11 protein-coding genes are annotated in these 12035 nt (G+C 61.7%); 6 read left to right on the forward strand and 5 right to left on the reverse strand.

Going from position 1 to position 12035, the window contains the following annotated elements; genetic code table 11:
* Positions 1–278 precede the first annotated feature (278 nt).
* Positions 279–485 (reverse strand): hypothetical protein, encoded by a 207-nt coding sequence (locus QN224_RS25880; protein ID WP_173514077.1) that lies wholly within the window; start codon positions 483–485, stop codon positions 279–281.
* Positions 486–757: 272 nt separating this feature from the next.
* On the opposite strand from QN224_RS25880, the gene QN224_RS25885 reads away from it, so the two are divergent.
* Positions 758–1474, forward strand: coding sequence for a Crp/Fnr family transcriptional regulator (locus tag QN224_RS25885; RefSeq protein ID WP_173514078.1), 717 nt, complete (start codon positions 758–760; stop codon positions 1472–1474).
* Positions 1475–1776: 302 nt separating this feature from the next.
* On the opposite strand, the gene QN224_RS25890 is transcribed toward QN224_RS25885, so the two are convergent.
* From QN224_RS25890 to QN224_RS25905, 4 genes are all read right to left on the reverse strand, one after another.
* The gene (locus QN224_RS25890; protein WP_173514079.1) at positions 1777–2574 is read right to left on the reverse strand and encodes an inositol monophosphatase family protein; all 798 of its coding nucleotides are present in this window, start codon (positions 2572–2574) and stop codon (positions 1777–1779) included.
* 93 nt (positions 2575–2667) lie between these two features.
* Positions 2668–4185, reverse strand: coding sequence for a sulfatase (locus tag QN224_RS25895; RefSeq protein ID WP_283978982.1), 1518 nt, complete (start codon positions 4183–4185; stop codon positions 2668–2670).
* Between the two features lie 183 nt (positions 4186–4368).
* On the reverse strand, positions 4369–5178 hold the full coding sequence (locus QN224_RS25900; protein WP_283978945.1) for a glycerophosphodiester phosphodiesterase family protein: 810 nt from the start codon (positions 5176–5178) through the stop codon (positions 4369–4371).
* Positions 5179–5193: 15 nt separating this feature from the next.
* Positions 5194–6237: a LacI family DNA-binding transcriptional regulator gene (locus QN224_RS25905; protein WP_283978946.1), complete on the reverse strand. Its 1044-nt coding sequence runs from the start codon at positions 6235–6237 to the stop codon at positions 5194–5196.
* Positions 6238–6347: 110 nt separating this feature from the next.
* On the opposite strand from QN224_RS25905, the gene QN224_RS25910 reads away from it, so the two are divergent.
* From QN224_RS25910 to QN224_RS25930, 5 genes are all read left to right on the forward strand, one after another.
* Entirely contained in the window at positions 6348–7721 is a 1374-nt protein-coding gene (locus tag QN224_RS25910; protein ID WP_173514081.1) for an ABC transporter substrate-binding protein, read from the forward strand.
* 75 nt (positions 7722–7796) lie between these two features.
* A complete protein-coding gene (locus QN224_RS25915) occupies positions 7797–8750 on the forward strand; it encodes a carbohydrate ABC transporter permease (protein ID WP_173514082.1) in 954 nt (317 codons plus the stop codon).
* 22 nt (positions 8751–8772) lie between these two features.
* Positions 8773–9849: a carbohydrate ABC transporter permease gene (locus QN224_RS25920; RefSeq protein ID WP_283978947.1), complete on the forward strand. Its 1077-nt coding sequence runs from the start codon at positions 8773–8775 to the stop codon at positions 9847–9849.
* Between the two features lie 4 nt (positions 9850–9853).
* Positions 9854–10918, forward strand: a complete 1065-nt coding sequence (locus QN224_RS25925; protein ID WP_283978948.1) for an ABC transporter ATP-binding protein — start codon at positions 9854–9856, stop codon at positions 10916–10918.
* Between the two features lie 50 nt (positions 10919–10968).
* Entirely contained in the window at positions 10969–11877 is a 909-nt protein-coding gene (locus QN224_RS25930; protein WP_283978949.1) for a glycerophosphodiester phosphodiesterase family protein, read from the forward strand.
* The last annotated feature ends 158 nt before the right edge of the window (positions 11878–12035 follow it).

Here is a 12035-nt window from a genome sequence, read left to right on the forward strand (position 1 = left end):
TCCGGTCGAGTCCGCTAGTGAATGGCAGCTAAGTCCCGCAAAGCTGCTGTCCGGCTCTTCGCATTGGACTTCCGCTCGCCACCCGACTGCGACGGATAGGAACCGAAACAATCGACCCGTTGCAGGCATCGGCCAATAGTGATCGGAATGTCCTGTGCTGGCGTTGAAAACGGACGCTAAAAGCAGTTACACGGATTTTATCGAGGAACAGGTAACCTGCAACGCTTGTGAGAAAGCAGGCGCGGGTGGGCTTCAAGGTGCTCGGTAGGTGCAGCCCATCACATACGTTCCGCCGCGGCAGTCAGGCCTGCAGCATCGCGTGTTCCTGACTGATAGGCACCGATCAGCCTCGCCGCGAGTATTTCAGCCTCCTCGGACTTCAGTGGCAATGCCCGCAATTGCAGTTCGCGACGGAAAATGCTCTCAATCATCTCGAGCTCGTCAGGCCCTAGTGGGTCAAGGGTGCATACTCGTTGGGGTCTCATTAGCTCTTCCTCCTGGCCCGGCGATCGCCTCGGTCGCCGGGGGAAAGTCTACGCGTCTTGATCGACATGGCGAGTCAATACTGCGCCCCAAGGACAAAGGGTCTGGAACCGTACGGACACCGCGAGATTGGAGAAGACTGGACTTCAGAATGATACTCGCTTGCACATAGCCGATGGGCAGCCGGCATGCTAATGTGATACCGATCCGCGTTTCTTGGCAGAAAGCGGTCCACAGAGCCGCGGTGCGCCGGCTCCCCATTGAGGGGAAGGCAATGGCAATTCCTCCTCAAGCTTCGGTTAACAACCGGTTGCTGGCCCTGCTTCCGGAGCCTGACTATAACCAGATTGCGCCTGAACTCGACTATGTCAAAGTGACTAGAGGCGCTCTGATTGCTACGGCCGGCGCCCCCATAGACCATGTTTATTATCTCACGTCCGGGATTGGCTCCTTGGTCGCCTCGACGCCTGAGGGTAACAAAGCGGAGGCGGGTATCTTCGGGAGTGAAGGTTACATCCCGACTTCTGCCGCTATGGGTGTAGAGCTCAGTGTGCACGACATCATCATGCAGATCGAAGGAGACGCCTACCGGATGGAGTTCAGCGCATTCCGGACGTGGATGGATCATAACCGGAACTTCGCCAGGGTGATGATCCGATGCATCGAGGCCTTCTCGATTCAGCTTACCTACACTGCGATTTCGAACGCGTTGCACGGGGTGGACGAGAGATTGGCCAGATGGCTGTTGATGTGTCACGACCGTGTATCAGGCGACGAGATTCCTCTGACGCACGAGTTCATTTCGCTGATGCTCGCGGTTCGCCGTCCAAGCGTCACAACGTCGCTCCACGTCCTTGAAGGCAACGGTTTCATTCGCTCGAACAGGGGCAACATCATTATCCGGAACAGGCAAGCCCTCGAAGAGTTCGCCCGGGATGCCTATGGTAAGCCGGAGGCAGAATACCGTCGACTTATGACTGCGCTCTTCTGAGCCCGCGAAAGTACGCATCCAGCCCGCCCTGCTGCAAATGATGCTGCCGTCGCGAGCCGCAGGGAGTCGAAAAAGGCCCTCCGAGCGTTTGCCCGAGGGCCAGTTCTAAATGCAAGCCATTGGAGTGCGGGGTTGAAGAATAGGCCGCGAACGCCAATAGCTCCACCCATTGGATCCGCTCTGTACGGAACCGGACGGATCGCCGCAAAACTCATGAATAGCTCAGGGCCGGCATTCGCACTGAAAAGGCTTTGAAAATCACTTCCCCACCTACCACACAAATGGCTGTACGCCTTGCCTCCTCAATGGCGGTGGATCGCTAACAAGTCAGCATAGGCCGTCGGATTGCTGGCTAACACTGGGTGGCCCTTAAACAAGGCTTCGCCCTCTGTTGGAAAGGACAGATAGTCGCCACCGGCTTCCTTGACGAGGCAGTAACCGGCCATGCAGTCCCATGCATGCATGTGCGGCTCGTAATAGCCGACCAGACGGCCGGCCGCGACATAGGCGAGCATCAGCGCTCCAGAGCCATTGCGGATGAAGTTGCCGCCTATAGCGAGCAGAGCGGCGATGATCTGGCCCACCCGCTCCGGCTCGACATAGGTATTGCAACCAATGCCGGTGATCGCGTTCTGGATGGTACGCGACGGATCGAGGCTCAGTTTTATCCCGTTGAGGGTCGCACCCTTGCCAGCGGCCGCAGCATAGAGTTCACCGTCGCAGGGCACATGGATCACGCCGATCACCGGCAGGCCGCCATGTAGCACGGCGATCGACACGCACCACGTCGGCATGCCGTTGACGAACGGCGCGGTACCGTCGATGGGGTCCACAACCCAGGTATAGCCGGAGGCGCCCTCCACGTAGCTGAACTCCTCGCCGAGGAACCCGTCCTCTGGAAGCTCTGCGGCGACGCGCTCCCGGATCAGCGTCTCGACATTCTGGTCTGCGATCGAGACAACGTCCTGCATGTCGCGCTTGGTCTCGATCACTAGGGTGCAGCGCTTGTTGAAGTAGTCGAGCGCGAGCGCCCCCGCCGCCTCGGCAATTGACTTTGCTAACGCAAAGCGCCGATCGAGACCCTCCTCCTGCATGCTCATGGTTTTTCCTCTTCATAAAGAGAGAAGACAACGCGGACCCCACAACGGCAGTGATGGATTGCAGCGCTCGGTGCAATATTTCCGAACGGCAACTCACGTAGCTTCAATCGCAATACGGGCGTAAGCTTCAGGCGGAGCATCATTGGCACGCATGAGATCCCGCATGATTCGGATCATTGCCTCCTCGATCTCCGGGGAAGCGAGGGGCGTATTTTGACCTGGATCACCGGCAAGATCGTAGAGTCGGGCTTCACTCTCAAGAAGCGCGCCGGGACCGTAATTGTCGAACATCGGCGACCGCTCGATCACCGGTACCTTGAGGACGGGCGCTCCCTTCGTGAACGGCAACGGCTGTTGAAGCGACGCTCCGGCGAGTTCTTCTGGGGTGAACGGCTCCCAGATGTGCGTCGGCATCAGTGTGTATTGGTAGAGCTCCTGGGAGCGAGGGTCGGGCGGAAAGCGGTGGTAGGTGTAGCGTCCGTCCGTCACGTTGATTGCGCCGCCGAAATAGCCGAACAGCGCCCCGCCCCGCAGCGAGCGATCGGCGTCGAACAACTGCAGCAGGGAATACCCCTCCATCTCGGCAACGGCCGGAACGCCGAACAGATCGAGGAATGTCGGCGCGAGATCGATGGTCTGGGTCAGAGCCGAACGTCGAATGCCGGCGCTTCCCAGTCGGCGCGGATCGTGGACGAAGAGCGGGATATGCACGATCTCCTCGTACATGTTCATCCGGTTCTTGGCCCAGAAATCGTGCTCTCCGAGCAGAAAGCCGTGATCGGTCGTGACGACAAGTGCGGTATCGCGCCAAAGGTCGTGCTGATCAAAATAATCGAGTAGCTGTCCGATGAGGAAATCGCAAAGCGCAACGAGGGCGTAGTAGTTGGCGCGCAGTTCCTCGCACTCTTCCGGCAGTTCGTCGACACGGCCGTAGCGCGGCCAGTCGCGAATCGGGCCGTTCCAGCCCGTCGTGAATGCCTCGCGAAACCGCTCCGGCGCAGTGAAAGGTTCATGCGGGTCGAACGTCTCGATCTGCAGGAGCCAGTTGTCCGCTGTCCTGTTTCGTTCGAGAAACTCCAGTCCGGCGGCGAAGCAGCGCACCGACGGGAACTCGCTCTCGTCCTGGATGAACTCGCGGTTCACGATGTTGCGGCGAAACTTGTCGCGTGCCGACTGGCTGAATTGCCGCTCATGATACTTCTGGCGCAGGCGCTCCCATGGTGGCTGCACCATCGCCTTCCATGGATCGCCCTCCTGCCCGCGGATGAAGTCGTAGCTGTCATACCGGGTGTGATAGGTGGCGCCACCGTCCTCGAAATAGTGGAAGTGGTCGGTGACGAGATGGCTGTAACAGTGGGCCTGGCGCAACAGCTCCGGAAAGGAATTGTCGAACGGCTCGAGCGGCCCCCAGCTCCGGTGAAGGAAGCTGAGCCGCCCAGTCTGCAGGTCGCGGCGCGCCGGCATGCAGGGCAGGCTGCCGACGTAGTGGCGCTCGAATGTTGCGGCACGCTCGGCCAGTCTCGAAAAATTGGGCGTCGGGAGCCGCTTCCCCCCGTACGGGGCGAGCACGTGGCGGTTGAGCGAGTCAAAGAGTACGAAGACGGCCTTCATCGTGTCTCGGCTGTCCCTCATTCAGAGCTGCCGAATGCAGCATGTCGTCCGAACGTCACGGCCTCCTATTCTCGCCGAAAAGAGCTCAGCCGCAACTGGATTGTAGATGGTCCCGGGCACCAGCGCGCCATCTGCAGGATCAGCGAGGGTTATCGGCTGTGGTCGGCTCGCTTCGAAAAAGCCTCAGCCAGCGCGGCCGGCGCGCTTGACGAGCATGGCGATGAACGGCACGTCGTCGCCTGAGATCGTGTCGATGAGGCCGTCGGCGATCCATTGCACGAGGTCCGGCAGGGGATCGCGTCCGCCCCGCCAGTACTCGGCGAGCACGTCAGGGCGAGGCACGTGGACGCGGTTGCTGAAGCCCGCTTCATGCAATGCCTTCGCATCGTCAGGGTGGAACATGTCGAGCTCGATCGAAACCGAACTCGCCCTGCACGCCTTCAAAACACCAACGAGGTCGGCGTGTCGAGCGTGGGTGATCGCTTCGGTCCTGAGATCCGGATGGCGCTCGACCGCACGCTTCAGCATCACATGGTCGAAGCCGATGACAATGACCCGGTCGAGAGTACCCGTCGATCGCAGCAAGGCTGTCACCTGATCAACGGCCATGTCCGGGCGCTCCGCCTCCTTGATCTCAAGCACAACACCCATGTTATCCGCCTTCGCCCAATCGAGCGCCTCCGCCACGGTCGGTATCTTCGTTCCGGCGAATGCGGAAGGGAACAAGGTCCCCGCATCCAGTCCGCGGATCTGCTCGAGGCTGAGGTCGGCCGCAAAGCCGTGTCCGTTGGTCGTCCTGTCGACAGTCAGGTCGTGCAGGATGATCGGCTCACCGTCGGCGGTCAGTACCACGTCGATCTCGACCGTGGTCGCCCCTGCGGCTTTTGCCGCTTCGAACGCCGGCAACGTGTTCTCCGGGTAATGGAGGCTGTGGCCGCGGTGGCCACAGACATGGACACGTCCCGCTTCGCGGACAAGGAAGCTGAAAGCCATATTCGATCTGATCCTCTACCGTGATAGCGCTACGTCTCGACCGCGCGTTCTGACTGTTTCGCGAACAATGAGCTCTACCGGCACGTAGACCGACATCGGCGGCGAGTCGGGATCGGCAAGGCGCCGGTCGAGTATCGATACGACATCCCGGGCGATCCGTCGGGGATCCTGCCGCAAAGTGGTGAGACGGTAGGAAGACCATGCGGCGATGGGCACATCGTCAAAGCCGATGACTGAAACATCGTCGGGCACGCGCAAGCCCGCGCCACGAAAGTGGTCGAGTGTTCCGAACGCCATGAGATCGTTCACACAGAAGACCGCGTCGGGCGCCGGCCCGCTCGCCAGCAGCTGTCGTGCCGCCTCCTGTCCGCCATCATAGTCGGCAAGACCCGCCCGAACGATCTTCGCCTCGAACCCGGACGCCGTGGCAATATGAGTGAAGGCGTGCTCGCGGTCGGAAAGGCATGGACTCGGGTTCTCCCTGTTGATCACGGCGAAACGGGACGCTCCTGTCAGGCGCAGCGCCTCAAAGGCCTGCTGGGCTCCGTCCCTGTCGTCACAATGGACGCTGTCGAGGCCGGTCTCGGCCCGATTGATCAGGATCAGAGGTTGCCCATTTCGCCGGGTGAGCTCGACAAGACTGGTCGGGGGCGAACCCGAGAGGAAGACGGTCGCCTCCGCTCGATAGCGGAGCAACTGTCGGGTTGCATTTGCGACGTCGTCCGCAGTGGGGCCGATATTGATGATCGCCGGCACGTTGGAGCGTGCGATCAAGGCCTGTGAGAGGGCCGCGATCATCTGGGCCCGGAATGGCGTATCGGCGTCGGAGGTCACAAGTCCGACCAGCCGGCTCCGGTTGGCGAGGAGCCCGCGCGCGAGATCGTTGACCTGGTATCCGAGCGCCGCAGCTGCCGCGTGCACCCGCGCCAGTGTTGCTGGCGCGATGCTTGCGCCAGGAGTGAAGGCCCGCGAAACCGCCGACCGTGACACACCGGCAAGCTCAGCGACTGCGTGGGCGCTCACGAAGCGGCCCGGGTTTCTTTCTCTGGTATCCGACACCGCTCGACTCCGCTGGACATTCCCCAAAGCGCATTCATAATCGTGTTGCACAGCATTGCAACAATCAATGACGACACGATGCACGCGTGTCGCGGCTGGGAGGAAATCAGATGATTCACTGGAAAATCGGAACTGCTGCGTTTCTGAGCGCGGCATTGGCGGCCGGCAGTGCGGCCTTCCTTGCAGCAACGCCCCTGTCGGCTCAAGAAACCGTGAAGCTCGAGCTCTGGTCGCGTCAGGATCCATCAGGGCCGCTGCGCCCGGGCAACGTGGTCAAGGCTGCCGAGCGGCTGAACAAGGAGCTCGAGGCCGAGGGCTCGCCCAAGCGCGTCGAGGTTGCGGTGCGCGAGAGCCCCGCCAAGGGCTTCGACGACGATGCACTACAGCTTCTCAAGGTATTCGGCATCGGCGAAGGTCCCGATATCTTCATCGCCGCGCATGAATGGATCTGCGCCTTCCAGGAGGATGGCTTCGTTCTCAAGCTCGATGATTATATCGCAAAATACCCTCAGCACTTCGGCACGATCTTTCCGTCACTCTGGTCATCGGCGAAATGTCCCGACGGCACCTATGCTATTCCGCAGGACGCCGAGGCGAGGATGTTCTTCTACAACAAAAAGCTCCTGCGCGAGGCCGGCTACGACGCGGCTTTCGTCGACGCCATGCCGGAGCGGGCGTTGTCCGGCGACCTGACGATGGATGAGGTGCTGGAGATCGCCAAGCAGGTCGTCGACAAGACCAAGGCGCAATACGGTGTGCTTCACCGGCCGAACAAGGGTCCGGACTACATCATGGTCTTCCAGGCCTACGGCAGCGACTTCGTCGATCCGGCAACCGGCAAGCTGCTTCTCGAGCGCGACAAGCTCGCTGCCGCCTTCGGTTGGTTCGAGCGCGGGGTGAAGGAGAAGGTCATCCCGGCCAACAATACAGCGATGGAATTCGATGCGCTGCGCAAGGAATTCTACACCGGCAACGCCGCATTCTGGATGTATGGCATCTGGGACCTCGGCAGCGTCGCGTTCCCGACCTACGGGCTGCCGCAGGACGAGAAGGCTTTCTTCGCGGATTGGGGCTGGATCACCGGGCCGGCACCCCAGAAGGGCGGCGCGCCGGTCAGTCTGACCCATCCGATCGTCTATGCGATCGCGGCCGACACGAAGGAGCCGGAACTCGCCGTCCGCCTGCTCGGCCACGCTTCGGCGGTTGATCTCAACACCGATCACGCGGTCACAACGACACATCTCGGCATCAAACCCGAGCAACTCGAAGATCCGCGCTATGCCAAGGCCTGGCCGCTCGCCAGGGCAACGGAACTGCTCAAGATCACCAAGTTCCTGCCCAACAACTCGCAGTTCGGCGAGCTCAACGGCATCATCTTTGCCGGAATTCAAGGCATAGAATCGGGACGGCTGTCAGCGCAGCAAGCAGCCGATTTCGTCATCGAAGAGGCGTCAGCCACCCTCGAAGACGTGACCGTCAAATAGGTCCAAGGGGTCTTGCGACCGTCGGCACGGCGCGGGGGTCGACGGTTGCGAGACGCCCTCCGTGCGAGCCAAACGATGACGACGATAACAGATGAACTCACGATCGAACGACGCGGCCGTGCGGGGTCGGCCGCCCGCAGGCGCACGAACTTCGTGATCTTTCTCGGTCCCGCGATCGTCCTCACGGTCCTCTTCTTCGTCGTCCCGGTGATCATCGATATCACAGTGTCGTTCACCGACCTCAGCCGCTCGCTCCGCATCAGCGAGTTCACCACAGAGCAGTACGAGAAGGTCTTTAGAACCGATCGCCGCTTGTCGCAGGTCATCGGACTGACCTTCATCTACGTCTTCGGCACGCTGGCGATCTTCAATGTGACCTTTGGCCTGATCCTCGCCATCACCACCACTGCGATCAGAAATGTTTCCGGCAGTTTCTTCCGGGGTGTGTGGCTGCTGCCGCGGATGAGCCCGTCGGTCCTTTACATCCTGCTCTGGCTGTGGGCGGTGAGCCCAACGGAAGCCGGCCTCGTAAACCAGGTGCTCATGCAGGCGTTCGGCCTTGACGCGCCGCTCGACCTCCTGACTTCGGCTCCGATTGCGCTCATCATCATCTCGAATGGCTTCATCGGTGCTTCGATGGGCATGATCATCTTCACCGCCGCGATCCGCGGGATCCCCGAGCACCTGTTCCACGCGGCTGCGGTGGACGGCGCCGGAACCTTGGCAAAGGTCCGCTTCATCACCCTGCCGGCGCTGCGTTGGCCGATCAGCTTCGTTACGATCTACCAGACGCTCTCGCTGCTGGTCAGCTTCGAATACATCCTGCTCCTCACCAAGGGCGGCCCGTTCTACGACACGACCGTCTATGCGCTTTACGTGTACCGCCGCGCCTTCGAGAGTGGCCAATACGCCTACGGGGCGGCGCTGGCGCTTTTCCTCATCGTCATCGGCGTGGTTGTGGCGCTGATCGGCTGGCGGTTCTTCGATATGGAGCGCCTGCTGCAGCGCCCGCGAATTGAGGTGCACTGAGATGGCCGTGCAGGCAATCCCCATGGCTTCCACGGCATCCGAACCAGCGGTCGACTGGGACGCATTGGCAGCGCGGGCGCGTGCCGCCCGGCGCACCAGGGCGGTCGTCCTCTACGCCTTCCTGATCGCCGTGTCGCTGCCGATCATCCTACCCTATTTCTGGCTCGTCACGATCGCCTTCTCGGCCAGAACCGGCGTTGCCGAGACTGCGGTTCTGTGGCGCTCCATGGCTGTCGCCGTGCCGGCCGTCATCGCTTTCTGGCTCACGGCCCTGCTCGCGCAAAACCGGCGCCAGTTGTGGACTGGCATTGCAGCAGTGGCAGCGATCGCCGGGCTTGCCTTCGCCCTGCTGGTCAGCCCCGACCTGCACGTCGGCAACTTTATCTTCCTGTGGGAGCCGGACTTCGCCTCGGTGGTGCGGTCGCGGATCGGGGAAGTCAAAGGCGCGGTCCAGTTCCCGAACGTCTGGCATGCTTTCGGCAACTCGATCCTGATCGCCGGCGCGCAAACCGCCATCGTCGTCACCGTCGCCTCATTGGCAGCCTACTACCTGTCGCGCTTTCAGTTCCCCGGCCGCTCCTCGATGCTGCGCTGGCTCCTGGTGCTCCACGCCTTCCCCGTGCTGACGCTGATCGTGCCGATGTTCCTGATGCTCTACTGGATCGGGCTCCTCGATACGCTTTCCGGCGTGATACTTGTGCTTGTCGCGTTCGAGCTGCCGTTCGCGATCTTCATCATGAAGGGTTTCTTCGACGCCGTGCCGTGGGACATCGAGATGAGCGCGCTCACCGACGGCGCGTCAAGGCGGCAGGCATTCGTGAGCGTGGTACTGCCGCAGGTGCGGAACGGCATTCTCGCCATCGCCGTCTTCACCTTCATCCGCGGCTGGGAAGAATACATCTTCGTGTTCACCTTCCTGATCAGAAACAGCAACTGGACGATGAGCCTTTACATGTACTGGGTGCGCGATGATGTCATGGGCGTCGACTACGGCGTTGTCTCTGCGGTCGGCGTCTTCTACCTCGTTCCGAGCCTCATCCTCTATATCGCGGCGCAGCGCTATCTCATGCAGATGTCGATCGGCGGCGTGAAGGGCTGACGGGATGGCGAAGATCGAATTCCGCAACGTGGTCAAACGCTTCGGCGCCGTCGAAGTGATCCCCGACATGAACCTCGTCATCGAGGATGGCGAATTCGTCGCGCTTCTCGGCCCCTCCGGCTGCGGCAAGTCGACCAGCCTGTTCATGCTCGCCGGCATCTATCTTCCGAGCGGCGGCGAGCTTCTCTTTGACGGCCATCTCGTCAACGAGGTGGAGGCACGCGACCGCAATGTCGGCATCGTGTTTCAATCCTACGCGCTCTATCCGCACATGAGCGTGCGCGACAACATCCTGTTTCCGCTGCGCTTCAAGAAAACGCCGCGGGACGAAGCTCTCGCCCGCGTGAAGACCGCCGCGGAACTTGTCCGGATCGAGGAGCTGTTGGAGCGTCGCCCCAACGAGCTTTCCGGCGGCCAGCAGCAGCGCGTCGCCCTTGCACGCGCGCTCGTGAAGAAGCCGCAACTGCTGCTCCTCGACGAGCCGCTCTCCAACCTCGACGCTTCGCTTCGCCTTTCGATGCGAACCGAGATCAAGTCGCTGCAGCAGCAGCTCGGCGTGACCACCGTCCTCGTCACGCATGACCAGATCGAGGCGACGACGATGGCCGACCGTATCATCTGCATGCGCGCCGGCCGGATCGAGCAGGTCGGGACACCGGACGACCTCTATCTCAGACCTTCGAGTCTGTTTGTCGCCGGCTTCATCGGCTCGCCGCCCATCAATCTCATTGCCGGCGAAGCCGAGGTCGGCACGGTAACGGTGAACGGCGTCAGATTTCCGGTCGAGGGCGCGTCGGGGTCGCTGACCATCGGGCTGAGGCCGGAGCACCTCAGATTCGGGGATACCGGCTTCGCCGGCCGGGTTTCGCAGATCGAGCCGATGGGCCGCGAGATCCTCTATGTCGTCGAAACCGCAATGGGCGCCGTTCGCGTGCTTGAACAGGGCTCCTCCGCCGGGCACGCGATAGGCGAGCAGGTGAGGATCGGTTTCCTGCCCGCGAATTCGCTTGTGTTCGAGACGGAGCGACAGAAGCTCATTGCCTGCGCACATGTCCAAGCACCGGCTTGACGGGTCGAGCGACAGCTGCGTCATTTCCCAAAGCGGAGAGGAGCGCGCGTATGGCGACCGAGACGATGAAGCATACGGCAAATCCGCCAGTAGCAGTCGAGGGTCCCTACGGGCCTGTCCGGCTCAAGTGGCATAAGCTGCGCACGCATCTCGCCGAGGCGCCGTTCAAGCCCTCGAACCTCGCCCTCGGCTGGCAGCTCGGCGCCAGCCTCGAGGTGGACATACTCGCGACCGCCGATGGCTGCTTTGCGGTTCTCCACGATCCGAGGCTCGGCCCCTCGACGACCGGCCACGGCCGCATTTCGCGCATGCCGATCGCATCGATGAGCGGACTTTTCCACCGGGACGCCGGCGGCAGTCCAGACCCCGATGCGCCGGTTCTGTCGCTTGCCGAGCTGGTAGCGCCGCTTCGAAATCTGTCGAGAGCGCCGTCCGCCAACCTTCAGTTGGACCTCAAGCTGCTCGAGGGACACGCGCTTCCGGATTCCGCAATCGCCGATGCGGCAGCGGCCGTCGCCGGGCTAGAGGACGCGATTGTCGTCGGATCGCACCACCTTGATGCTGCACGCCGTCTCGTCGACGCCATGCCCGGGGCCAGGCTAGGCTACGATCCGATGCTGGCGGTATCCCGCCAGAGAAGTCTGCGCGACCCGGAGCGGCTGCTGCGCCACATCGAGCGGCGCAGGACCGGCGTGAGCCTCGCCTACCTCCAATTCGATGCTATCGTTGCCTCGGAGAAACAGGGAGGCTTCCCTCTCGTCGCGCGTCTGTTGGAGCTCGGCATCGAGACTGACGCCTGGACAGTCAATCCCGGCCGGCAGATCAGCGACGCTGTCCTACGTAGGCTAATAGGATCGAGAGTGCGGCAAATCACGACCGACGCTCCAATTGAGATCTTCCGCCTGATCCGCTCGCTGCCCTGCGTGATCCACGCAACAACGGATCTTAGCTTCGAATAACCGCGCGCGAACGGTGCCGCGATGTCAAGGTGCACTGAATTCAAGCCGCCAATGGCAACGGCAAACGGTCCGGGCGTGCAGCAGTTCCCGTTGATACGTTATGCGATCTTCTAGCCCAGAACGTGAACATCCTCGCAACAAGCCGTGCACAGGGCTCC

The organism is Sinorhizobium sp. 7-81 (genome assembly GCF_030124405.1).
GTDB classification, from domain to species: domain Bacteria; phylum Pseudomonadota; class Alphaproteobacteria; order Rhizobiales; family Rhizobiaceae; genus Sinorhizobium; species Sinorhizobium psoraleae.

Excerpts from the sequence above, each read along its gene's own strand:
- QN224_RS25880 (WP_173514077.1), bottom strand. The coding sequence starts at position 485 with ATGAGACCCCAACGAGTATGCACCCTTGACCCACTAGGGCCTGACGAG.
- QN224_RS25885 (WP_173514078.1), top strand. The coding sequence starts at position 758 with ATGGCAATTCCTCCTCAAGCTTCGGTTAACAACCGGTTGCTGGCCCTG.
- QN224_RS25890 (WP_173514079.1), bottom strand. The coding sequence starts at position 2,574 with ATGAGCATGCAGGAGGAGGGTCTCGATCGGCGCTTTGCGTTAGCAAAG.
- QN224_RS25895 (WP_283978982.1), bottom strand. The coding sequence starts at position 4,185 with ATGAAGGCCGTCTTCGTACTCTTTGACTCGCTCAACCGCCACGTGCTC.
- QN224_RS25900 (WP_283978945.1), bottom strand. The coding sequence starts at position 5,178 with ATGGCTTTCAGCTTCCTTGTCCGCGAAGCGGGACGTGTCCATGTCTGT.
- QN224_RS25910 (WP_173514081.1), top strand. The coding sequence starts at position 6,348 with ATGATTCACTGGAAAATCGGAACTGCTGCGTTTCTGAGCGCGGCATTG.
- QN224_RS25915 (WP_173514082.1), top strand. The coding sequence starts at position 7,797 with ATGACGACGATAACAGATGAACTCACGATCGAACGACGCGGCCGTGCG.
- QN224_RS25920 (WP_283978947.1), top strand. The coding sequence starts at position 8,773 with ATGGCTTCCACGGCATCCGAACCAGCGGTCGACTGGGACGCATTGGCA.
- QN224_RS25925 (WP_283978948.1), top strand. The coding sequence starts at position 9,854 with ATGGCGAAGATCGAATTCCGCAACGTGGTCAAACGCTTCGGCGCCGTC.
- QN224_RS25930 (WP_283978949.1), top strand. The coding sequence starts at position 10,969 with ATGGCGACCGAGACGATGAAGCATACGGCAAATCCGCCAGTAGCAGTC.